Consider the following 24032-nt stretch of genomic DNA (forward strand, 5'->3'; position numbering starts at 1 on the left):
GAAAGCAGGCCCAGTGTTTGACCAATGAGCGCCATCAGTCCAAGGTTAGGACTCATGTCAATGAGTGGCACCGGGCTTGCCGTTGAGCAATTAATTGATCTGGACTGGAGCCCGGAACAGATCAGCCAATCCCCAAAAACTTGGCATCATCAGGCCTGCTGGCACATATTACCGTTTCAAGGTACCAGAACGTACTGTCTTTGTGCGATAGCACAAGAGGGGGGAAGCAAAGCATGCTTCCGAGCGTGGCGTCCAGCCATTCAAGGGAGTGCGCGTGGTCTGCGCCGAGCGAAACGTTGGTGTGGCGAAGCGGCACGTACGCAGGGCGGCCGGAGCAATAACAGGCTGTCGAAGACCGAGGACGTTTGGGGATTGGGATGTCCCAAAACGCATCACGGGATCGAAGACACACTTTTTCAGTTCTTTAGAGAATACTAGGGAGCTATAATCAAACCTGTTGTATAGCCTCATCCGGCATGCCAGAGACAGACCTGAATCCTGTGTAACTGCCTATCATTAAACCCAAACAAGGGTGAGGATAGGCAGGTGATCGACAAGAAAGAGCTCCAGGCGGCCGCTAACAACATCAAAACTGAAGAAGATCTCAACGAGTTTCGGCCAATGCTGCCCAGAATCACGGTCGATGCGGCACTCAACGTCGAACCGGATGATCATCTTGGCTTTGCCAAACATGAACAGTCCGAAGCGAGTAATAGCCGCAACGGCACTACTGGCAAGACCTTGCAAACGGAAGATGGCCAGTTTGAACTGGATGCTCCACGAGATAGAGCGGGCAGCTTTAAACCCCGACTGGTTAAAAAGCACCAGCGTCGATTTACCTCAATGGATGACAAGATCCTCTTCTTGTATGCTCAGGGTATGACGACCCGCGAAATCGTCACGACATTCAAGGAAATGTACGGAGCCGATGTCTCCGCCACACTCATATCCAAAGTTACTGATGCGGTTATCGAGCAGGTTGTCGAATGGCAATCTCGCCCCCTGGATGCAATTCAGCCTATTGTTTATCTGGACAGCATTGTCGTTAAAATCCGGCAAGACAAGAAAGTGATAAATAAAGCGATTTATCTCGCTCTGGGCGTCAACTCTGGAAGGCCACAAGGAATTATCGGGGCTCTGGCTGTCGGAGAATGAGGGTGCCAAGTTCTGGCTGAACCTGCTGACAGAGCTTCAGAATTGCGGTGTGGAGGATATTTTGATTGCCTGTGTCGATGGCTTAAAGGGCTTTCCTGATGCAATCAAAACGGCTTTTCCGAATATCCAGCTGTGTATTGTGCATATGGTACGGAACTCGATGAAGTAGCTGCCCTGGAAAGACCACAAGCCTGTCACGGCTGATTTGAAAAAGAGTTACCAGTCCATCACCAGGGAAGAAGCCTTACCGGCGCAGGATAAATTCTCTGACCGATGGGACAACAAACACCCACGGGTCAGCCGCTTCTGGAGTGCCCATTGGCAGAATCTCAACACCCTATTCAACTACCCGGAGGACAGACGAAAAATGATCTACACGACCAGCGCCATTGAATCGCTGAACAGCGTCATTCGCAAAGCGATCAAAAAGCGGAAGTTGTTTCCAACCGATGATTCGGCGAAGAAGGCAATCCAGGCCGCATCGAAAAAGATGCGGCAAATTCATTCAGATAAACTTGATAATAATCCTTCCGCATATAAGGGTGCTATCGTATTAGTTCTCGAGCTCCTTCACAGAATGCCTCAATTCTATCGGGTGGTGTATCGTATGTAAGAGAGAGCTTACATGCGAGCCGCCGATATCGACGCTCGCCCATATTGTCCACATCGGCAGTAATAGACTTGGAATTAGGCACTGTCACCAGTGAATTGTAGAAAGTTCGAATTCGGGTGCTACGAAAACCGATATTCTCAACAGTTCCCTCTACAGATCCGACAATCACCCAATCACCGACTAAAAAAGTGCGGTCCATCAACACTGTCACAGAGCCGAAAAGATTCTGAACCATATCTTTGGCTGCCAAAGCAAAGGCCAAACCACCAAGCCCAAGACCGGCAAGAAGACTAGAGACGTCGACATTGAGGTTATCCGTAACGAACACAAAGCCGATAACGGTCACAAATAGTTTCAGTATTCTTGGAATCAACGGTACCAATGCATCATCTAGCTTGCTTTCAGTGAGTTGTGCCCGTCTCAAAAGATGTGCTGAAATCATATCCACCAGTCGATAGGCCGCCCAAACTCCTGAGATGCTGGCAAGAAACTTCACCGCCACAAGCAACACCAGCATGGTATTTTCAGGCAAGCCAAGCAGGTTAATACCTGTCAACCAGATAACTGCCATCACCATGAGGCCCAGCGGACGAAGAACCTGGTCAGATATCTCTTTGAACTCCGGATGGGCAGAGTGACTGCGCCAGCGTCGAACACCACTCTGTATAGAATGAGAGCGATAATCTTGTCTGCAACCACTCCCACAATAATAATGATAAAAATGCCAATCCACTGCCAGTTTTCAAGCAGGAAACTGATTTCCTTGAAGCTTTCCGGCAACCACTGACGAATGCGAATATGCCAGGGCAGGAAGGATTGGTCTGCGGCTGTGCCTATTATTCTCTTCTTGTCTGAGAGTTCATCCAGTATCTGTGGCAGGCTCTTAATCGTTTCGCTGTCGAACAGCCAACGGCCATCCTCCATGCGGGAAATCCTCACTGAACCGTTTTGGTAGGTCTTGAACAGATAAGGTTTGCCTTGGGTACGTCCAGGTATGCTTTCGGTCTTGATAACTTTGGTGCGATCCATCACCTCCAAAAGCATCCAGGCCAGATCAGATCCACGCTCTTCTCTTACAATCGGATTAACCGATGAAAGATCGAGAGTAGTCACAGCATCATCAATACGCTCCGGCTTATCCCGTTTGATGTCATTCATCGCATGGAGAAAAGTCTCCATTGTGGCCCGGGGAGACTTCAGTGTATCCAGTATAACCGTGGGCTTACCGGCCTGTTCCACAACAGCATCAGGCGTTTTTTTCTGCCCAATACTGACGGAGGCAAACGAAGTGGAGAGAGGCAGAAAAACAGCCAATGCGACAAAACGAAGCATAATCATTAGGGTCCTTTTTTATAAAATCGGAGGATAGAAATTCTGCCTCGTTAGAAAAATTCATGGGTGGTTTTCGGTACAGGTAGAGCTCCAAGCGCATGATATTAATCCGGCGGTCAAATACACCTGCTAGGCAGCGTACTTCATGTGTGTCGTATTGGAGTAACTTTTCACTCGTTACAGGCCTCTTTTGCAAGGTTCGCATACAAAATCATGTTCCCTTTTTCAGATCATTCACGGAACGAATCGCCTCTCCGCTATGAACATACTTCAGATCACAGTTCAGATAATAATCAGAGTTCAGTTCCGGTGAATAGGTAGGCAAGAAAAAGACTTCCAGGCTGCCGTCACCCTGATCGTAATGGCTGAAATCATACTCGGTGACACTCGCTTGACCGGGAGCCGCTGTACTGGCGTTTGTTCTTGCAGAGCATAACAGCGACCACGCTGCGTGGTGTTTTTTATACCCATTTCATCGCCCCGGAATTGAGAGAGTTGTGAACGGAATAGATCAGCACTGTTACCTGGGCTTTGTGGTTTCATGTTTGCGTGATTTTGATGATGATAGGGAGACCTTTCTTGCAGACTATTTTATCATAAATAGCTTACTAATTCATACTTATCATGTGGTTATAAATAATTCAGGGGCGACTAATTACGGCTTTCTCTGATTGGCTTTTTCAACATAACGATCACGTGCAGCCTTAGCCCTGCTGAATATCTCCAGCAGTTCATCTCCATCGCCTTTTCGAATGCTCTCTGCCAGTTCGGTCATTTCGTTGATATAACGCCTCATCATCTCACTCAACGCTTCGCTGTTGGCTACGCAGATATCACGCCACATCACGGGGTTGCTTGAGGCGATGCGGGTGAAGTCTCTAAAGCCGCCAGCTGCATAACGGAAAATCTCATCGTTCTCTTTCATTCGTGCAAGAGAATCAACTAGGCTAAATGCGAGCATATGCGGTAGATGTGAAGTTGCGGCAAGTACTTCATCGTGGTGCTCTACAGACATGGTTGTGACATTTGCGCCACAGATGTGCCACATTGTCTCGACAGTTTCCAATGCCTGCTTTGATGTGGATGCGGTGGGCGTCAGAATAACCCTGCGATCCTGGTATAGCTCTGGGAATGAGGCTTCTACACCGCTGTTTTCAGTGCCAGCTATGGGATGTCCGGGAACAAAGCCTGAAGGCAATTCACCCAAGGCAGTTTTGCAATCATTAATCACACTACCTTTGGCGCTGCCACCGTCTGTAATAACGGTATTCTCAGAAAGATGGCCCTTCATTGCAGCGAATGTTTGTGCCATCGCGCCTAAAGGTACAGCTAGAAAAATCAGATCTGAACCGGTTACAGCCTTGCCGGTGTCGTGGGTGTAACTGTCGATAACACCTAGTTTTACAGCTTTTTCCAGATTTTCCTTACCTCTTCCACAGCCGATAATTTCATTCACTTCGCCGGCAGCTCGTAAGGCACGCGCAAGAGAGCCGCCAATCAATCCAACTCCGATGATAGCGAGCCGCTGTGCAATCACTTATTCAGCACCTTGGACAATGCTGAGAGAAAACGCCTGTTTTCATCTTCCAGGCCAATGGTTACCCGGAGGTGATTCGGCATGCCGTAGTTTGCCACTGGCCTTGCGATACAGCCTTCCTGAAGCAGCGCCTTGTCGACAGCTTCCACCGGTTGACCGACATCGATGGTAATGAAATTACCAACCGAAGGGATATACTCCGGACCCATCGCATCCAGTCCTGCTGCCAGTTGAGACATTCCCTCACGGTTCACCCTGACAGCCTGTTGAATGAATGCGTGGTCTTCCAATGCCGCTTCCGCTGCGGCCAGTGCCATACTGTTGGCATTGAAGGGCTGTCGCACACGGTTTAGAAGATCTGCTACATCAGGATGTGAGAGGCCGTAGCCAATTCGCAGAGATGCAAGACCATAAGCCTTGGAAAAGGTGCGGGTGACAATCAGGTTTGGGTATTTTCCAAGCCAGAGACTAGCATCCGGGTACTCATCTTCGGCGACGTACTCTATATAGGCTTCATCCACTACAACGATGACATTTTTGGGGATAGCGGCTACAAAATTTTCCAGCTCATCTGAATTGAGCCAAGTACCGGTGGGATTGTTCGGGTTGGCAATCCAAACCACACGGGTATTCTCCCCTACCCTGTTAATCATCTCTTCCAGGTCATGGCCATAGTTGCTTGCCGGAGCCATGTTCAAAGTGGCACCAACAGCCTGGCTGCTGATCGGATAGACAGCGAATGCATATTGGGAGAAGAGTGATTCATACCCAGGAGCAAGAAAAACTCGGGCGATTATATCCAACACATCATTGGAGCCGTTGCCCAATGTAATACAGGCTGAATCAATGTTGTGTTTTTCAGCCAGGGCGTTGCGTAGTGCAAAGCCACCACCATCAGGATAGCGGGCCATCTCTGATAATTCGGCTTGAATTGCCGCTTTGGCTTTTTCACTGCAACCCAGTGGATTCTCGTTTGATACCAATTTAATCGAGTCATTGATACCCAGTTCCCGCTCCAGATCAGAGACGGGTTTACCTGGAACATAGGGTTTTAAATTGGCGATACCGGGTGTGGCAATATTCAGAAATTGGTTGCTGTCTTGGGTCATTTTATAACTCTTGGTTAACCACAGATGCAAAAAATCTGTTGTTCAAATATTTTTAATTAAAGTACTGCGTAAGAATATGACCCTAAGACTTTGAAATATCTTGTTTCTATCTTAAGATCATTCAATGCTTCTTTAACATTTTTGTCGTCCTGATGGCCTTCAATATCGATAAAGAAGACGTAATCCCAGTTACCCTGGCGTGAGGGTCTGGATTCAATCCGCGACATGCTGATCCCATGTTTCGCCAAAGGCTCAAGAAGGGCTCCCAGTCCGCCTGCTACATTTCGTGTGGCGCACAGAAGCGTTGTTTTGTCTTCTCCGCTTGGCCCTGCTTTTTGCCTGCCTATCACCAGAAAACGGGTGGTATTGTTTGGCTCATCTTCAATATTGCGGGCCAATCCTTTCAACTGGTAAAGTTCGGCTGCCATCTCTCCTGCAATCGCGGCTGAGTTGGAAATACCCAGTACCATCCTGGCAGCTTCTGCGTTACTGCCGACAGTGATCTGTTCTGCATCAGGCAGATTGCGATCCAGCCAGAGACGGCACTGCGCGAGTGACTGTTGGTGAGAAAAGACCTTTGTCACAGCAGAGAGATCGGATTCCTGGCTCAGCAGATGGTGGTGAATGCGCAGCATCACTTCACCACAGATAAACAGTGAGGAGGTGATAAATGTATCAAGGGTGTGATTGATCACCCCTTCCGTAGAATTCTCGACAGGCACCACGCCATAATGGGCGGTGCCGGACTCCACATCGCGGAATATATCCGGGATAGAACTCATCGGTACGGTTATTACAGAGTGGCCAAAGTGCTTGAGTGCGGCAGCCTGGGTGAAGGTTCCTTCGGGCCCAAGATAAGCAACCTTCATAGGCTGCTCCAGGGCAAGACAGGATGACATAATCTCACGGAACAGGCGGGCCATCTCCTCATCCCCCATGGGGCCCTTGTTCCGTTTTTGTATTCGCTTCAGGATAGCCGCCTCACGCTCGGGACGGTAGAAGAAGGCATCTTTATCCTCCTCCAGCTTGATCTTAGCAACCTCTTTGGCGACTGCTGCCCGCTGATTGATCAGATCCTGAATCTGTAGATCCAGATTATCAATTTGATTGCGAATTGAATCCAGATTGTCCTGATTAGCCATACCTGATGCTCAATCCTTTTTATTGCAGCCCAGGCAGCGTACAGAGAGAACACCGTCGATAGCGGCTATTCTCTGCAGTGTCTCTTTGTTCGGCTCGCTATCAACATCGAGCAGGGTAACCGCAATGTCACCGCGTGATTTATTCAGCATATCGACAATGTTCAGCCCCCCTTCTGCCAGATCGGTAGATATTTGTCCGACCATATTCGGGACGTTGGAGTTGATCACCAGGATACGGTGATCGCCATTACGCGGCAGTTTGATCTCGGGGAAATTAACGGAGTTTCTGATATTGCCATTTTCCAGATAATCACGGACCTGATCCGCCACCATAATGGCACAATTCTCTTCTGCCTCAGCAGTAGAGGCTCCCAAGTGAGGAAGCGTGAGGCAGCGTGGATGGTCTTTCAGCAGGTTGCTGGGGAAGTCGCAGATATAAGCATAGAGATGCCCATCGTCGAGCGCTTCGACAACGGCTTCATCATCAATAATTCCGGAACGGGAAAAGTTGAGTAATACGCCATTCTTCTTCATCAGCTTGATGCGTTCAGCATTGATCATATGACGCGTAGACTCAATCAGCGGCACATGGAAGGTGATGAAATCGGATTTGGAAACCAGATCATCAATACTCAGCGCCTGTTCAACCCCTGATTCAAGCTGCCAGGCACTCTGCACGGTAATGGTTGGGTCATAGCCCACCGCATTCATACCCAGCGCACGGGCTGCATTGGCAACCCTTACACCGATGGCACCCAGGCCAACAACACCCAGCGTTCTACCCGGCAGTTCAAAACCGACATACTGCTTCTTGCCTTTCTCTACATCTTTATTGATAACAGCATCTTCGCCGGAAAGGTTCTGGGCAAAATTCCACGCCTGGCCGATGTTTCTTGCCGCTATCAGCATGCCGGCCAAAACCAGCTCTTTCACCGCATTGGAATTGGCGCCGGGTGCATTGAAAACTGGAATCCCTTTTTCCGTCATGCGGTCGACGGGGATATTGTTAACACCGGCACCGGCCCGGCCGATCGCCTTGACCGTCTCAGGCAGTTCCATGTCGTGCATTTTATAAGAGCGCAACAAAATGCCATCAGGATGAGTAATTTCCGAGGCGACTTCGTAATTATCGCGCGGAAGCTTATCAAGACCAGCTACAGATATTTCATTTAAAGTCAGTATCTTAAGCATACTACTTAAACCTTATTGTCAGTGTACTGCGTGCAGTATTATGCACGACACAATAACGGAATCAGCCGTTGCGCTTTGCAAAATCAGCCATGAATTCGACCAGTGCCTGCACACCCTCTTCCGGCATGGCGTTATAGATGCTGGCACGCATACCGCCAACAGATCTATGACCTTTCAAAGTGACCAGTCCAGCCTCTTTGGCCTCCGCCAGGAAAGCCGCATCCAGATCAGCACTGGCCAGAGTAAACGGCACATTCATCCAGGAGCGGCAGTTCACATCCACAGGATTGTTATAGAAGTCTGAACTGTCGATAGCATTGTAGAGATTTTCGGACTTGCGCTTATTTACCTCAGCCATGTGTTTGAGGCCACCGTTCCGTTTCAGCCACTTCAACACCAGACCGGCAAAATACCAGCCATAAGTTGGTGGTGTGTTATACATGGAATCCGCGCCGGACAGCGTACTGTAGGTCAGCATCGCAGGTGTGCCTGCAATCGGTTCACCTATCAGATCTTCACGGATGATCACCACGGTCAATCCAGCCGGGCCAATATTCTTCTGAGCGCCCGCATAGATCAAAGCATATCGGGAAACATCAATTGGGCGAGAAATAATGGTGGAAGAGAGATCAGCCACCAGAGGTACATCAGCCGTCTCAGGGATGTAGGGAAACTCAATGCCCTGTATGGTTTCGTTAGGTGTGTAATGAACGTAGGCCGCGTCAGGATTCAGCTTCAGTTGCTCCTGTCCAGGCACCGCAAACTGACCTTCTGGAGAAGCGCCTGCAATATTGACTTCACAGTATTTCTTCGCCTCGGCAACTGCTTTTTTCGACCAGGAGCCGGTAGCAATATAATCTGCGCTCTTCTTTCCCTGCAACAGATTCATTGGAATCATGGCAAACTGGCTGGAGGCGCCACCCTGAAGAAACATCACTTTGTAATTATCCGGGATGCTCATCAGTTCACGCAGGTCGGCTTCCGTCTCGACAGCAATCGACATAAACTCTTTGCCGCGGTGGCTCATCTCCATTACCGACATGCCACTGCCATTCCACTCGAGCATCTCTTCCTGGGCCTGCTCTAAAACTTCCTCCGGCAACGCCGCAGGTCCGGCGCTGAAATTATAAACACGGGACATCATCAACTCTCCAGCACAATAGATTGACACATAATGGTTAATTCATTCAGGCCAAGAGACAATGGAATCCGGCACCGCGCCAAACATTCCAGAGCTATGGGGATTCTGGCGACGGCTCTTCAGAATCCATCTCTTCGGCATCCTCTTCCATATCATCATCCAGCGATTCGATACGGGCAAGGCCTATTAGCTTCTCTTTCTTGGTAAGCCGGATCATCGTCACACCCTGAGTGTTACGTCCCATTACAGAGACATCAGAGACCCGGGTGCGGACCAGAGTACCGCCATCGGTAATGAGCATGATCTCATCATCATCAGCGGCCAATACAGCACCGATCTGATCGCCATTACGCTCCGAGGTAATCAGCGAGATGACGCCCATGCCACCCCTGCCCTTTACCGGGAACTGGTCAACTGCCGTGCGCTTGCCAAAGCCTTTTTCACTAACTGACAATACAGCGCGATCCTCTTCCGCAATGAGCAGGGAGATCACTTTCTGACCTTCGGCCAAGCGAACACCGCGCACGCCACAAGCGGTACGGCCCATGGCGCGCACCTGTCCTTCATTGAAGCGGACGGATTTTCCGGCGGAGGTAAACAGCATCACATCCTGACTGCCGTCAGTCACTGCAACACCCACCAACTGATCATCATCCCTGAGATCAACGGCAATAATGCCATTGGCCCGGGGACGAGAGAAATTAACCAGAGAGGTCTTTTTTACGGTGCCTGAACTGGTCGCCATAAAGACATACTTGTCTTCTGTATATTCCCGGATCGGCAATACGACATTGATCCGCTCGCCCTGCTCCAGAGGCAGTAGATTGATAATCGGTTTGCCACGAGCATTTCGTCCTGCCTGAGGCAGATCGTACACCTTCATCCAGTAGACGCGACCTCTGCTGGAGAAGCAGAGAATAGTATCGTGAGTACTGGCGACAAACAGCTGGTCGACAAAGTCTTCATCTTTAGTCGTGGTAGCAGACTTCCCTTTACCACCCCGTTTCTGGGCTCTATAGGTATCCAACGTCTGGGACTTGGCATAGCCGGCGTGGGAGAGTGTGACCACTACATCCTCTTCAGTGATCAAGTCTTCCAGGGTGAGATCGAGATGATCTTCGATAATCTCTGTACGCCGCTCATCCCCATACTGATCGCGGATACTGACCAGCTCTTCACGAATCACTTCCATCAGCCGGTCAGCGCTGGACAACATATCAAGTAAATACTTAATTTTATCTAGTATTTCACTGTATTCATTAAGTATTTTGTCCTGCTCTAAGCCGGTTAATCGGTGCAGTCTCAGCTCAAGAATCGCCTGGGCCTGAACCTCGGTAAGGCGATAACCCTGCGCCGTCAACCCATATTCGGCTCCCAGCTCCTGAGGCTTAGGGGCATCAGAGCCCGCCCGCTCCAGCATCGCCTCTACAGCACCCGATTTCCAGTGGCGTACCAGTAGATCCTTCTTGGCCTCAGCCGGGCTGGGGGCCGCTTTGATGAGTGCGATCACTTCATCGATATTCGCCAGAGCAACAGCCAGCCCTTCCAATACATGGGCACGGTCCCGGGCCTTTCTCAATTCATAAAGCGTCCGGCGGGTGACAACATCCCTGCGGTGCTGGATAAAATACTCCAGCATCTGCTTCAGATTGAGCAGGCGGGGTTGGCCATCCACCAGAGAAACCATATTGATGCCAAAGACACTCTGCATCTGGGTATGCTTGTAGAGGTTGTTCAGAATCACCTCTGCAATTTCGCCTCTGCGCAGCTCAATGACCATGCGCATGCCATCCTTGTCGGACTCATCACGCAGCTCGGTAATGCCTTCTATCCGTTTATCTTTGACTAGCTCTGCAATCTTCTCCAGCAGACGGGCTTTATTTACCTGGTAGGGCAGTTCGTGAACAATAATCGACTGCTTACCATTGGCATCGTTGGTTTCGACTGACGTACGGGAGCGAATTTTAATCCGCCCTCGACCTGTGTGATAAGCCTCATTGATGCCTTTGGCACCATTGATCAAAGCTGCGGTGGGGAAATCCGGCCCCGGGATATGCGTCATCAGCTCATCGATAGTAGACGAAGGGTTGTCAATCAGTGCCAGACAACCGTTGACCGTCTCGGTCAGGTTGTGAGGCGGTATATTCGTTGCCATGCCCACGGCAATACCGGTGGAACCATTGACCAGAAGGTTTGGTACCCGTGCCGGCATAACCAAAGGTTCGTGCTCAGATTCATCGTAGTTGGCAATAAAGTCAACAGTATCTTTATCCAGATCGTCCAGCATGCTGTGGGCGATCTTGGCCATGCGCACTTCGGTATAACGCATGGCAGCGGGGGCATCCCCATCTACCGAGCCAAAGTTACCCTGCCCATCCACCAGCATATAGCGCATGGAGAAGGGCTGGGCCATGCGCACGATAGTATCGTAGACGGCCGTATCACCGTGCGGATGATATTTACCAATAACATCACCGACCACGCGGGCCGATTTTTTATAGGGTTTATTCCAGTCATTGCCCAGCACGGTCATGGCATAGAGCACACGTCGATGTACCGGCTTCAGTCCATCACGGACATCCGGCAAGGCACGTCCCACGATCACGCTCATGGCGTAATCCAGATAGGACTGCTGCATCTCGTCTTCGAGGTTGACCGGTAGAACTTCTTTTGCAAATTCACTCATAAGGAGGCTTGTCACTTCTGCCGTTTCCGGCAATTACAATGAGTCAGATGCCGTATTTGGAACAACGTGCCCAAACAGAGCGTTCTCAACGCCGCTGATCTTACCATAGGATTGGGGGGTGCCGTCTGTTTAATAAAGCCCTGAAAACGCTTATCAGGGACTCTCGAAGGATTTGATATCAGATCTTCCATCTTTTTTCTTGTTGGCGAGAGAACTACACCCCGTTCAGTGACAATCGCATCGACCAGTTCTGCGGGTGTCACATCAAAAACCGGATTCCATGCACCTACACCGGGTGCTCCCACCTGTTTGCCCCCACAGCAGAGGAGTTCGGCCGGATCTCTGGATCTCAATCGGGATATCCGCACCTGAAGAGACGGACATATCAATGGTTGAGGTGGGCGCTGCCACCATCACCTTGACGCCATGGTACTTTGCCGCCACCGCCAGATGATAGGTGCCTATTTTGTTGGCCACATCGCCATTGGCCGCAATGCGGTCAGAGCCGACAATGATCCAACCAATATCTCCCTGGGCCATACGGCTGGCTGCGGCACTGTCGGCCAGCAGCGTGACCGGAATATCATCCCTTGCCAGTTCCCAGGCTGTCAGTCGCGACCCCTGGAGCCAGGGACGGGTCTCATCCGCATAGACTCTCGTTATCTTGCCCGCGGCGTAGGCACTGCGTATCACACCCAAGGCAGTACCATATCCTCCCGTAGCCAATGCACCTGCATTGCAGTGAGTAATAACGGCGGTCTCACCTTCGATCAGTTCTGCCCCCAGTTCACCCAACCGTCTGTTTGCAGCAATATCCTCAGCATGAATCGCCTGAGCCTCTGCCAGAAGGGCCGGTTCCGGATCATCATTCCCCAGTCTGGCAATCAACTTTTTCATTCGTTCCAAGGCCCAGAAGAGATTGATGGCTGTCGGGCGGGAAGCGGCAAGCAGCTCCAGCTCCGACCCGATCTCTCTTTTCCAGTCATTGCCAAATGGTTTAAAACAGCTGCGTGCACCCAGAACAACGCCAAACGCTGCAGTAATACCGATTGCAGGCGCTCCCCGAACCACCATATCCCTGATGGCATCGGCTGTTTTTCTGGCTGTCTGCAACTCCAGAAACTGCTCTTGATTGGGGAGAATACGTTGATCAAGAAGATACAGTCGATCATTACGCCAGACGATAGCAAGGTCTGCATCTGCGCGAATATTGAGAGGTAATGCTTCCATCTGATCTTAACCAGTGGCAAATTCCGTGTATTCTACTGAGTGTCAGACTGAAAACCTACTCTGAAAATGGATACTGATTTGAATATAGATACATTAATACATGCCCACTGGGTCATTCCAGTAGCCCCCAATAACCAGGTGCTAGAGTATCATGCTCTGGCTATTCAGGCTGGGCGTATCCTGGAGATTCTGCCAAGCGATCAGGCCCGAGAGAAATACCAGCCGGATACTGTTGAAGAGCTGGCCCAACATGCGCTGATTCCAGGCCTGATCAACGCACACACCCACGCCAGCATGAGTCTGTTGCGCGGTCTGGCAGATGACCTGCCACTGAATGACTTGGCTAAATGAACACATATGGCCAGCGGAAGGCCGTTGGGTGAATGAAGAGTTTATTGCCGACGGTACCCGTCTGGCGGTCGCAGAGATGCTGCGCGGCGGTACCACCTGTTTTAATGACATGTACTTCTTCCCCGAAGTGACCGGAATGGTCAGTGCGGCTGCCGGCATGCGTGCAGTGGTGGGTATGATACTGATCGATTTTCCATCGGCCTGGGCCAGTGGGCCGGATGAATATATCAGTCGTGGCCTGGAGGTTCATGATCAGTTTCGTGGTCACGGTTTGATCACCACCGCATTTGCACCTCATGCCCCCTACTCTGTATCCGATGAGCCTCTTGAGCGAATGCGAACGCTGGCCGACGAACTGGATCCCCCCCCCCCCGTTTATCCATATGCATGTCCATGAGACCCAGGATGAAATTGCCCAGAGCATGGAAAAATTCGGAAAACGACCGCTACAACGGTTGCAAGATCTTGGATTACTGTCGCCTTCGCTAATCGCAGTCCATATGACGCAGTTGAATAAGGATGAAATAGCGCAGTTTGCAGCCAGCGGTACCAGCCTTGTCCACTGCCCTGAATCAAACCTGAAACTCGCATCCGGCTTTTGCCCGGTAGAGGAACTGCATCAGACCGGGGTAAATATCGCATTGGGCACAGATGGTGCAGCCAGTAACAATGATCTGGATATGTTCAGTGAGATGCGCACTGCCGCACTGCTGGCCAAGGGCGTGGCAGGAGATGCCAGTGTCATTCCAGCCGCAACGGCACTGCGTATGGCGACACTTAACGGCGCTATTGCTCTGGTGTATTGCAGATGAGACCGGTTCTCTGGAACCCGGTAAGGCGGCTGATATTACAGCTGTCGATCTCGGCAGCATTGAGACACAACCTATCTACCACCCGCTCTCACAACTGGTCTATGCAACAGGCCGTGACAAGGTCTCAGATGTCTGGGTGGCAGGAAAGCGGGTTGTCCATAATGGCGAATTAACAACTCTTGATAAGCATGAAATATTGACCAGAACAGCTGAATGGCAGGATAAAATCAGGGAAAACAGTTGAAACCAAACTGCTTGCCAGAGTGTCCATCTCTGCTGATACTGACAGAATCAAGGAGATCATAACAATGCGCTACCTTATTCCCTTTTTTCTACTCTTTTACACTACCTTCTCTCTGGCTGAGTCTCCGATAACGCCGGAAGACGCTCCGATTATCATCTACAAAGTCCAGGATAATTTCGACGATATCAAAGCCAACCTGGAGATGGCCATTACAGATAGAGGCATGCTGGTTACCAACATCCTCCACATCAGTGAGATGATGGAGAGAACCGCAAAAGATACCGGACTCGACAAGAAAATTTACGGGAAAGCGGAATCACTGGAATTTTGCAGCATTAAGATGTCTTACAATATGTCTCTTGCACACCCCGCCAACCTCTCTATCTGTCCCTTGACTGTTAGTCTGTACACCAAGGTCTCCGAGCCTGATACGGTCTATCTGACGTACCGCCGCCCAGTCATGTTGGGAGATGCAGCGTCTGCATCAAAGGCCCTGATGGAGATGCTCGATGGCATAGTACAGGAGTCAATGGAATAAACCCGGTATAATGGGCAAATTCTTATAACGCAGATATTACAAAGAGCACTATGAGTGACAGCAACAGCAACAGCAACAGCAACAGCAACATCAACGTCGATCACGCCGAAATCAGTAAGTTCGAAGAGCTGGCAGCACGCTGGTGGGACCCTAACAGCGAGTTTAAGCCACTGCACGAGATCAATCCCCTGCGTCTGGGATATATCGACGAGATAGCCAACCTAAAAGGTAAAAGAGTACTCGATGTCGGCTGCGGCGGTGGAATACTTTCCGAAAGCATGGCGGCTGCCGGGGCTGAGGTAATCGGCATTGATATGGGTGAAGCCCCCCTCCAGGTGGCACGACTACACCTGCTTGAGTTGGGGCTTGAGGTTCACTATGAGCGTATTCCCGTCGAAAGACTGGCGGAAGAGCAGCCGGGATCTTTTGACATTGTCACCTGCATGGAGATGCTGGAGCATGTCCCTGATCCCTCCTCTGTGGTGCGCGCATGTGCCCAACTGACCAAGCCTCGTGGCAACATCTTCTTCTCCACCCTCAACAGAAATCCAAAATCCTATATCTTTGCAATCATCGGTGCGGAGTATCTGTTGAGACTGCTACCCAAGGGAACTCACGACTACAGCAAGTTTATCCGCCCGTCTGAACTGGACAGATGGATTCGGGAAGCCGGGCTGCTCTCTTCAGATATGACAGGATTGATTTACAACCCATTGACCGGGCACTATCGTCTGAATCCGAAAGATGTCGATGTCAACTACATGGTGAGCTGTATTAAAGATGACACGGCCTGAGCCCGCAATTTTTGACGGAAAAAGAATCCGTCTTATCCTGTTCGATCTCGACGGCACACTGGCAGATACAGCCCCCGATCTGGCCTATGCACTGAATCAGACGCTGGCATTACACGGCAAAGAACCGCTGAGCTTCGAGCAGATACGCCCGCATATCTCACATGGCGGTATTGCGCTGATTCGCGCCGGCTTTGGAATAGAATCCGGTCATCCGGAATTTGAGAAATACCGTCAGGATCTTTTAACCATTTATCTGGATAACATCGCCAGGGAGACAGCACTTTTTCCGGGTATGGACGAAGTCATCAGCTTTTTTGAGCGTAATAACCTCTCCTGGGGGATCGTTACCAACAAGCCCGACTGGCTGACAGATCCATTGATGGAGAAGATGGGGCTGACAGAGCGTGCCGCCTGCATTGTCAGCGGCAATACAACAGACAACAGCAAACCCCACCCGGAACCCATTCTTCATGCCTGCAGGCTGGTTGGGTTCAAACCTGATGAGTCTCTTTATATAGGAGACGCCGAGCGTGATATCGAAGCGGGACGACGCGCTGGAACGGCAACTCTCACCGCACTTTTCGGCTATTTGACAAAAGCGGATCAACCCGATCGGTGGGGTGCGGATGGAACCATAGACCATCCGATCGAAATCCTGAAACAACTGGGATACCCTGAATATATAACCTCTTAGTTGAAATGACCTCGAACAGAGGGCCATCTCCAGGTAAAATAGTCGGTAATATTGGCAAAGTTGTTTGGTAGTGATACATAGGAATATATCAACTACCGTTGTTACCTAAATAAATTCAGAGAACTTTGTAATGCGCGATTATCATCCCCCAAAAGAGCTGTTGTCAGGACGCACCATTCTCGTTACCGGTGCCGGTGATGGCATCGGCCGTGCTGCATCTATAGCCTATGCTGCTCATGGTGCCACCGTGATTCTGCTTGGAAGGACCATTGCGAAGCTGGAAGCAGTCTACGACACCATTGAAGAGGCGGGAGGTGTTCAGCCTGCCATCTACCCGCTTAATCTTGAGGGGGCAACCGATCACGACTACTTCGAACTGGCCGATCGACTGGATAAGGAGTTTGGCGCCTTGAATGGCCTGCTGCACAACGCGGCACAACTGCGGCTGCTCAGCCGCATCGATGACTATGACATTGAAACCTGGTACCAGGTGATGCAGGTCAATCTAAATGGGCCATTCATGCTGACACAGGCGTGTTTGCCTCTGTTACGCAAGGCTGATGATGCCTCGGTCATATTTACTTCCGATTATGTGGGCCGTAAAGCCAAAGCCTACTGGGGTGCCTACAGTGTTTCCAAATTCGGTATAGAGGGATTGATGCAGATACTCGCTGAGGAGACCCGCGACAGCAGCGCCATCCGGGTTAACAGTATCGCCCCGGGGGCAACCCGAACCAACCTGCGCGCCCATGCCTATCCGGGAGAGGACCCTCAAACAGTCAAGCCGCCCGAAGAGCTGATGCCGCTCTATCTTTGGCTGATGGGTCCGGACAGTGTGGAAACAACCGGCGAAGCCCTGGATCCCAGAACTTGGTAAATTGTGATAACAGGCCCCTGCTTGGCATGGACCTTTAATTCGAAGGCGGCTCCTCATCTCTTGCCAGAAGGCGAGAGACAGCCATACAATGGCTGTCGGCAATGCTCCATATAGGGCATTCTACCCGGATGCTGATGCGATCAACCGCACAATAGGCCGCTTACTTACTATTACCAATACTGCATAAGCAGTCTAATATATTGTTAGGGTATAAATTAAAATTTGGATGAACAAAATGAAAACAAATATTGCAGTTTTATATATCTGTGTGTTTTTGGCAGCAGGTTGCTCTGAGGATAACAAATCAAACTCATCAGAAATTGGTGATTTATCCAGCGATGAATGTTCAAGTATTGGAGGTCGTATTATTAAAGGTATAGGATGCGCAAAAGATATTCCAACAGAAGAAATGAGAAAAATGTGTAAGAATAATGGAATGAAATATTCTCTAGACCTTAATGGATGTATTGAATAATGAGGTATCCTAGCAATCAGTTACACTTTGACGTTTTAAAACGCAGGTGAACTAAGCGTTAAATGGCAGAGGAGGAATTATAGAAATGTCAGATATTGATAAAGACAATTTGAGACAGTCCTAAATTCTATGTAACTGTCTATCATTAAACCCAAACAAGGGAGAGGACAGGTAGCTGATCGACAAGAAAGAGCTCCAGGCAATAGCCCAGGCGGCCGCTAACAACATCAAAACTGAAGAAGAAACGAGTTTCGGCCAATGCTGCCCAGAATCGCGGTCGATCCGGCACTCAATGCTGAACTGGCTGATCATCTTGGCTTTGCCAAGCATCAACAATCCGAAGCAAGTAATAGCCGCAACGGCACGACCAGCAAAACCTTGCAAACAGAAGATGGCCAGTTTGAACTGGATACCCCGCGAGATAGAGCGAGCAGCTTTGAACCTCAGCTAGTTAAGAAGGGTAATCCCCCATTTTTAGCTGCGCACAAAAGTAGGGCTTATGCGGCTTGCGCCAACTTCTGATACGGGGTTATTCCTCCAATGGCCATGTTTGGCCGCTCTGTATTGTAGCGCCACAACCATTGAGTGGCGGTGTGCTGGGCATACTCGATCGACTCAAAGAGATGCTGGTTCAGCCATTCATGTCGAACTGTTCTGTTAAAACGCTCCACGTACGCGTTCTGTTGCGGGTTGCCGGGCTGGATATAGTGTAACTTAATCCACTGTTTCTCTGCCCACTCCATCAGTTGACCACTGATTAGTTCGGTGCCATTTTGTCGCAGCGAATGGAATTTGGCTTGCCTCGCCACTCGATGATCTGTTCCAGTGCACGAATGACACGCACTGCCGGTAACAAGAAGTCCACCTCAATACCCAGCCCCTCACGATTGTAGTCGTCGATGACATTGAACGTCCTGAAGCTACGGCCATCGGCCAGGCTGTCATGCATAAAATCCATCGACCACATGATGTTAATTTGACGAGGTACAGCTAGCGCATCCGGCACGTCGCGCTTCAATCGACGTTTGGGCTTGATCCGCAAGTTCAGCTCAAACTCCCTGTATATGCGGTATACACGTTTATGATTGTAGGGGTAACCCTTCACATTGCGCAGGTACAAATAGCACAACCCGAAACCCCAGGTTCGATTGGTCATCGTCAATCGGAGTAACCAATCTGCAATCAGTGCGTTGTCGCTCGAATGCTTGGCCTGATAGCGATAGCAGGTCTCGCTGATACAGAATGCACGACAAGCCAGGCGTACCGACACGCCATCCTGCGTAGCTGTGATCTTGGCCATCTCCTTGCGACGAGATGGCCTTACCACTTTTTTGCCAGGGCCTCCTTGACGATCTCCGCCTCTAATTTGGTCTCAGCGTACATCTTCTTGAGTCGCCGGTTCTCATCCTCGAGTTCCTTCATACGCTTCATGAGAGAGGCGTCCATGCCGCCGTATTTGGCGCGCCACTTGTAGAAGGTGGCACTGCTCATGCCCATGCTCCCGGCACAGATCGGAAACTGGTGTAACAGTCTCAGCCTGCTTGAGAATAGCAATGATCTGGCTGTCCTTGAATCTTGATGTCTTCATGCAGAATCTCCTGCGTTCATATTACGAGAAAATTCTACTTTTGGCGTCAGCTACTTCCCGGGGGATTACCCCAGGTTTCTAGCCGTGACCTTCCCCCCATCTTAATACCAAGACTTGGATGAGATAATTCATTCTAAGCGGCCCTATTTACAAAGGCCACAGGTGACAAATAATTTAATGCGCTATGAGGCCGCACGTGATTGTAGTGCTCTCGCCATTGATCAATTTCATGTCTAGCGTCATCAATGGACTTGAACCAATGCTGATTTAAGCATTCATTTCTGAATTTACCGTTTAAGCTTTCTACAAACGCATTCTGAGTAGGCTTACCTGGCTGAATAAAACCTAGCTTAACGCCACTTTCTTTTTGCCAGTAGAACATCGCCTTGCTAGTAAACTCAGTACCGTTGTCGCAGATTATTTGATCCGGAGCACTCCTTAGCTCAATCACCTGAGTTAAAAAACGAGCGACCTGGTGACCATTGATCGAGAAGTCAGAGAGCTGGCCAATAACTTCTCTTGAGTAATCATCAATCACATTAAATACTCGAAAGCGGCGACCATTAGCCAACTGATCACTGACAAAATCCATTGACCAGCGTATATTTTTACCAATGGGCATAATCATTGGCATTCTTGGTCGTATTATCTTCTTGCGTTTTTTAGTCCTCACTTGAAGACCTTCTTCGTTATAGACTCGGTAGGTCCGCTTCTTGTTTTTCACAAGCCCCTCTCCTCTCAGGAGGCCATGTAAAAACAAATAACCATAACTCGGATGCTTTTTTGCCAGCTCAAGTAACCGTTTGCGTAGAGGCTCATCTTTTCCCCATTGAGTAACGTACCGAAAAGCGGTTCTATTTAAGCCTACTAATTGGCAAGCTCTACGCTCACTTAATTTGAATCGTGACTTAAGGTAGATCACGATTTGTTTTCTATCAGCAGGCTTTACCACTTTTTTGAGAGCACATCCTTCATCGCCTCAGCTTCAAGCATTTTCTCGGCAAGTAACTTCTTAAGCTTGTTGTTTTCGCTTTCAAGCTCTTTGAGCCGTTTGGCTTCTGAGACATCCATCCCGGCGTGCTTGCTTCGCCAGTTATAAAAGCACCCGGTTGAAATGCCGAACTGACGACAAATGTCATCAACTTTTACCCCTGACTCATGCTGCTTGATGGCACCAATAATTTGCTCTTCTCTGTAACGCTTCTTCTTCATCTTGAGATCTCCTAATACACAGACTAATTGGAAATCTCATCCTTGTCATGGCTCTATTTTTGGGGGAAAGGTCACCAGTTCAAATTATTGCAAATAAAATAAATAATGAACTTACTCCAGATTATGATGAAAATGAAAAGTACTCATGGATAAATATAGCAACAATTGTTACTAGTGGGCCACTCTTTAAGTATTTGCATTTTTTGCAATGCTTTTAGTATAGCGAAGCTGCCATTTAACAAGATGATTAAGTCAGCCACTACGTGGTTTGGGGGGGGAGGAGCAAACCAAGCTTCCGAACACGGCGGCCAGCCATTTGCGAGAGTGCTGCGTAGCCTGCGCCGAGTGATGTGGCGAAGCGGCGCGTACACAGGGCGGCCGAGGCAATAATAGGCTGTCGAAGATCAAGTGCATTTTGTGGAGATTGGGATGTCCCAAAATGCATCACGGGATCGAAGACACACTTGTTGCACTTCCGAGTTGAATCCACGCCTATTCGTAGCATTTTAACCCATCTTTCGGACAGGCTGCGACCATATTCCCGATGAAATCACCGCCCGGCAAAACAAGATCAGGTGCTATCTCCTGAAGTGGGTAGAGGACGAAAGCGCGGTTTCGAATGCCGGGGTGGGGGATGGTCAGTTTCGGATCGTCGAATATTAGATCTGCATAGAGCAATAGATCGAGATCCAGCGTCCTTTCACCCCAACGTCTACCGCGAACACGACCATGCTTCAGCTCAATAACCTGAAATTCTAGCAACAAACTATAGGGCTTAAGCTTCGTCTCCAAGCTGGCAACCGCATTGATGTAATCGGGTTGGTCTGCAGGACCCATCGGGGGGCTGATATAGAGCTGTGAACATTTCATACAGCAGGTTGACCTGATTCCCTCAAGTTCATCCAGCGCAGCTAAAATATGATCTGCAGGATCATCCAGATTGCTGCCAACACCCACATAGACAATTACTCTCTGTTGCACGGATTGTTCTTTCATCAGCGGCGCGTCTACTGGTTTTTCAATAATATACATGGCTCTTCAGCCAATCATTCCTAATTGCTATCGATAGGCCTAGTTCGAGGCTTTCTCCTACGTCGTCTGCATTTCTTGCCGTTTCCCGTTCCTTTGAACGAGTTCGCCATGGCATCACGCGCTTCACCAGACACCTCCTGAAAACGTGTCCACCACTCTGCAAGCTCTATGTCAGTTTCCCCAGATTCAGCACGCAGACATAGAAAATCATAAGCGGCACGAAACTTCGGGTGTGCCAGCAAACGGTGGGGCCGCTTGCCTAAACGCTGTTCGAAACGGTGTTGCAGGTTCCAGATCTCACGCATCGGAAGGCTGAACCGCTTTGGTATCGACACATGCTGAAGCTGCTCCATCAGAACTTCATTCCCCGCCTGTTGCATGGAAGACAAAAGTGGTTCGCCACGCGCCCGCAATTCATTGGCAAACAGACGGACCGGTTCCCAGAGCAGAACAGCAAATAAAAAGGCAGGAGTAACCGACTTGCCTTCTCTAATGCGTGTGTCAGTATTTTTCATGCCGTGAACGACAAAAGTGATGGGGAAAGCGTGTTCCTCGTGGGCCAAACACTCTTCAGTGTCTGGAAAGAGTTCGCCGAACAAACCATAGTGGCGCAACTTCTCGAAACTGCGCAGTGCAACCCCGCTTATGAAGAGCTTCAGCACCTCTTCAAACAAGCGTGCGGCAGGCACACTCTGCAGCAGGTCGCCTATTTCACTCAGCTGTTCCTCGCACAAAGGATCGATGTTAAATCCCAGCTTGGCGGCAAAACGAACCGCCCTGAGCATTCGGACAGGATCTTCGCGAAAACGCGTTTCCGGATCACCCAGCAACCGAAGGACACCCTCCTCCAGATCATTGAGCCCATCAGCGTAATCGATAACAGAAAAATCTTCTATGCTGTAGTAGAGGGCGTTAATAGTAAAGTCACGGCGCAACGCATCCTCTTCAATTGTGCCATAGACGTTATCCCGCACCAGCATGCCATTCTCGGTCTGCCGGTCACCGGTCTTTACGGCACCCTGCATGCTTCGAAAAGTCGCAACTTCAATGATTTCCTGACCAAAGTGGACATGAGCGAGACGAAAACGGCGGCCAATAAGACGACAGTTGCGGAATGCCCGCTTCACATCTTCAGGATGGGCATCGGTTGCTATATCGAAGTCTTTTGGCTCTCGGCCAAGCAGCAGGTCACGGACCCCACCACCAACCAAATATGCCTGATACCCTGATTTTTTCAGACGATAAAGAACCTTGACTGCATTTTCGCTGATATTATCTCTGGAAATATTATGTTCAAAATGGGGAATAATGCGCACTTCAACGACCTTCTCTTTTTTCTTATTCTGGAAAAACCTTGAGATTAAAGATTTCATCATTTCTAATCCAGTGAGTATATTTCCAATACAGTCAAAAATTGTGGTCGTATTGTAGAGAATTTTCTGCAAGCTTGAAATGGTGATCTGTTTGAAAAGCAGATTTTGCGTGAGCAATCAAGTGCGCGACGAGCCAGTATTTCCACAAATTTAGTTAGGCCAACTACTTGAGCCTGATCGCTGTATGCGTATAATACACGCTTCGCAATGCGAAGCTCCCTTCGTCTAGCGGTCTAGGACGCTGGCCTCTCACGCCGGTAACACCGGTTCGAACCCGGTAGGGAGTGCCATCTTTCATTCCCCATTTCGATCCATACCCGTCTAAATATCATTGAAAACATTGATTTAGACGGGTTCTCTAGTGTAGAGTCTTTCCCATATTAAACCACAGGACTACCATAAATAACGAGTAGTACGCGGCAGATTTACGTATGCGGACGTAAATTATGGGGACAATTCGTAGGAAAAATGGGAAGTTTTATGCCGAAGTTTGTAGAAAAGGGAAGCGAAAAGGCAAAACACACCGCACTAAATCAGAGGCGATGAGGTGGATTTTAGTCACTGAAGAAGAATTCGATACCGGGGTAATTCCTGACAAGACACTCGGAGATCTACTGCAGCGATATGGTGATACCGTCTCCCCTCAGAAGAAAAGTCACCAGCGCGAATTAAATCGTATCGGCGTTATTCAGAGAGACCCTTTGGGCAGGGTCAGGTTAGTCGATTTAACCGCCCCCGTGGTCGCTGAGTGGCGCGATAGAAAGTTGACGCAGATCAAGCCAAATACCATCCGCAGAGATTGGGTTTTACTGGGGTCCTAGGGATTTTCCCTCGTAAACGGACATAAACGGCTAGATCCCTTTCCCCGCCTACGTTTCCCGAGAGGGGTACTTTTCGATTTCCGAA

Annotated in this window: 20 protein-coding genes, 1 tRNA gene and 4 pseudogenes; 10 read left to right on the forward strand and 15 right to left on the reverse strand. The window is 49.5% G+C overall.

From position 1 onward, the window contains the following. The first annotated feature begins 549 nt into the window (after positions 1-549). Positions 550-1768, forward strand: a pseudogene (locus MN084_RS07810) (IS256 family transposase). Here the strand turns inward: MN084_RS07810 and MN084_RS07815 are convergent. From MN084_RS07815 to mtnA, 9 genes and pseudogenes are all read right to left on the reverse strand, one after another. Continuing rightward, on the reverse strand, positions 1701-2345 hold the full coding sequence (locus tag MN084_RS07815; RefSeq protein ID WP_330178464.1) for a mechanosensitive ion channel family protein: 645 nt from the start codon (positions 2343-2345) through the stop codon (positions 1701-1703). The pseudogene MN084_RS07810 and the gene MN084_RS07815 sit on opposite strands and share 68 nt — an antisense overlap. Then, complete coding sequence (locus MN084_RS07820) at positions 2339-3106, reverse strand: hypothetical protein (protein WP_330178465.1); 768 nt, start codon at positions 3104-3106, stop codon at positions 2339-2341. Before MN084_RS07820 ends, MN084_RS07815 begins: the two co-directional genes overlap by 7 nt. Before the next feature lie 649 nt (positions 3107-3755). Next, positions 3756-4634: a prephenate dehydrogenase gene (locus tag MN084_RS07825; RefSeq protein WP_241087405.1), complete on the reverse strand. Its 879-nt coding sequence runs from the start codon at positions 4632-4634 to the stop codon at positions 3756-3758. Beyond that, positions 4634-5746: a histidinol-phosphate transaminase gene (hisC, locus tag MN084_RS07830; protein WP_241087355.1), complete on the reverse strand. Its 1113-nt coding sequence runs from the start codon at positions 5744-5746 to the stop codon at positions 4634-4636. Before hisC ends, MN084_RS07825 begins: the two co-directional genes overlap by 1 nt. A 56-nt stretch (positions 5747-5802) precedes the next feature. Then, entirely contained in the window at positions 5803-6888 is a 1086-nt protein-coding gene (gene pheA, locus MN084_RS07835) for a prephenate dehydratase (RefSeq protein ID WP_241087354.1), read from the reverse strand. Between the two features lie 9 nt (positions 6889-6897). Then, entirely contained in the window at positions 6898-8079 is a 1182-nt protein-coding gene (locus MN084_RS07840) for a phosphoglycerate dehydrogenase (protein WP_241087353.1), read from the reverse strand. Between the two features lie 61 nt (positions 8080-8140). Further along, positions 8141-9220, reverse strand: coding sequence for a 3-phosphoserine/phosphohydroxythreonine transaminase (gene serC, locus MN084_RS07845; RefSeq protein ID WP_241087404.1), 1080 nt, complete (start codon positions 9218-9220; stop codon positions 8141-8143). A 94-nt stretch (positions 9221-9314) separates the two neighbouring features. Further along, positions 9315-11906, reverse strand: coding sequence for a DNA gyrase subunit A (gyrA, locus tag MN084_RS07850; protein ID WP_241087352.1), 2592 nt, complete (start codon positions 11904-11906; stop codon positions 9315-9317). A 188-nt stretch (positions 11907-12094) separates the two neighbouring features. Then, positions 12095-13136 (reverse strand): annotated as a pseudogene (mtnA, locus tag MN084_RS07855) (S-methyl-5-thioribose-1-phosphate isomerase); the annotation flags it as partial. Positions 13137-13202: 66 nt separating this feature from the next. Here mtnA and MN084_RS07860 point away from each other — a divergent pair. The 7 genes and pseudogenes from MN084_RS07860 to MN084_RS07890 form a co-directional block, all read left to right on the forward strand. Next, positions 13203-14543, forward strand: a pseudogene (locus MN084_RS07860) (TRZ/ATZ family hydrolase). A gap of 19 nt (positions 14544-14562) precedes the next feature. Further along, the gene (locus MN084_RS07865) at positions 14563-15081 is read left to right on the forward strand and encodes a DUF302 domain-containing protein (RefSeq protein WP_241087351.1); all 519 of its coding nucleotides are present in this window, start codon (positions 14563-14565) and stop codon (positions 15079-15081) included. A 50-nt stretch (positions 15082-15131) separates the two neighbouring features. Beyond that, positions 15132-15875 carry a bifunctional 2-polyprenyl-6-hydroxyphenol methylase/3-demethylubiquinol 3-O-methyltransferase UbiG gene (ubiG, locus tag MN084_RS07870; protein WP_241087350.1) on the forward strand — a complete coding sequence of 248 codons (744 nt, stop codon included), beginning with the start codon at positions 15132-15134 and terminating at the stop codon, positions 15873-15875. Next, positions 15862-16569, forward strand: coding sequence for an HAD family hydrolase (locus MN084_RS07875; RefSeq protein ID WP_241087349.1), 708 nt, complete (start codon positions 15862-15864; stop codon positions 16567-16569). Before ubiG ends, MN084_RS07875 begins: the two co-directional genes overlap by 14 nt. 130 nt (positions 16570-16699) lie before the next feature. After that, positions 16700-17446: a YciK family oxidoreductase gene (locus tag MN084_RS07880; protein ID WP_241087348.1), complete on the forward strand. Its 747-nt coding sequence runs from the start codon at positions 16700-16702 to the stop codon at positions 17444-17446. A 235-nt stretch (positions 17447-17681) separates the two neighbouring features. Continuing rightward, the gene (locus MN084_RS07885) at positions 17682-17921 is read left to right on the forward strand and encodes a hypothetical protein (protein ID WP_241087347.1); all 240 of its coding nucleotides are present in this window, start codon (positions 17682-17684) and stop codon (positions 17919-17921) included. A 226-nt stretch (positions 17922-18147) separates the two neighbouring features. Next, positions 18148-18380, forward strand: a pseudogene (locus tag MN084_RS07890) (transposase); the annotation flags it as partial. A 38-nt stretch (positions 18381-18418) separates the two neighbouring features. On the opposite strand, the gene MN084_RS19535 reads toward MN084_RS07890, so the two are convergent. The 6 genes from MN084_RS19535 to pcnB all read right to left on the reverse strand — a co-directional run bounded on the left by MN084_RS19535 (position 18419) and on the right by pcnB (position 23129). Further along, positions 18419-18664 (reverse strand): integrase core domain-containing protein, encoded by a 246-nt coding sequence (locus MN084_RS19535; RefSeq protein WP_445083917.1) that lies wholly within the window; start codon positions 18662-18664, stop codon positions 18419-18421. A 14-nt stretch (positions 18665-18678) separates the two neighbouring features. Next, a complete protein-coding gene (locus tag MN084_RS19540; protein WP_445083918.1) occupies positions 18679-19248 on the reverse strand; it encodes a DDE-type integrase/transposase/recombinase in 570 nt (189 codons plus the stop codon). Positions 19249-19323: 75 nt separating this feature from the next. Further along, positions 19324-19509 (reverse strand): transposase, encoded by a 186-nt coding sequence (locus tag MN084_RS19545; RefSeq protein WP_445083919.1) that lies wholly within the window; start codon positions 19507-19509, stop codon positions 19324-19326. Between the two features lie 133 nt (positions 19510-19642). After that, positions 19643-20721, reverse strand: a protein-coding gene (locus MN084_RS07900) for an IS3 family transposase (RefSeq protein ID WP_330178466.1) whose coding sequence is annotated in 2 segments (ribosomal slippage) — positions 19643-20469 and positions 20469-20721 — 1080 coding nt in all. Because the reading frame shifts where the segments join, the coding sequence is not laid out codon by codon here. Between the two features lie 492 nt (positions 20722-21213). Beyond that, a complete protein-coding gene (gene folK / locus MN084_RS07905; protein WP_330178467.1) occupies positions 21214-21717 on the reverse strand; it encodes a 2-amino-4-hydroxy-6-hydroxymethyldihydropteridine diphosphokinase in 504 nt (167 codons plus the stop codon). A gap of 56 nt (positions 21718-21773) precedes the next feature. Next, complete coding sequence (gene pcnB, locus MN084_RS07910; protein WP_445083920.1) at positions 21774-23129, reverse strand: polynucleotide adenylyltransferase PcnB; 1356 nt, start codon at positions 23127-23129, stop codon at positions 21774-21776. Between the two features lie 211 nt (positions 23130-23340). Between pcnB and MN084_RS07915 the strand changes: the two genes are divergently transcribed. Both MN084_RS07915 and MN084_RS07920 read left to right on the forward strand, forming a co-directional pair. Continuing rightward, positions 23341-23416 (forward strand) — tRNA-Glu (locus MN084_RS07915). Between the two features lie 252 nt (positions 23417-23668). Further along, positions 23669-23947: a hypothetical protein gene (locus MN084_RS07920; protein WP_241087342.1), complete on the forward strand. Its 279-nt coding sequence runs from the start codon at positions 23669-23671 to the stop codon at positions 23945-23947. Positions 23948-24032: the final 85 nt, after the last annotated feature.

Origin of the sequence: Candidatus Vondammii sp. HM_W22 (assembly GCF_022530855.2) — a bacterium.
Classification (GTDB): domain Bacteria; phylum Pseudomonadota; class Gammaproteobacteria; order Chromatiales; family Chromatiaceae; genus Vondammii.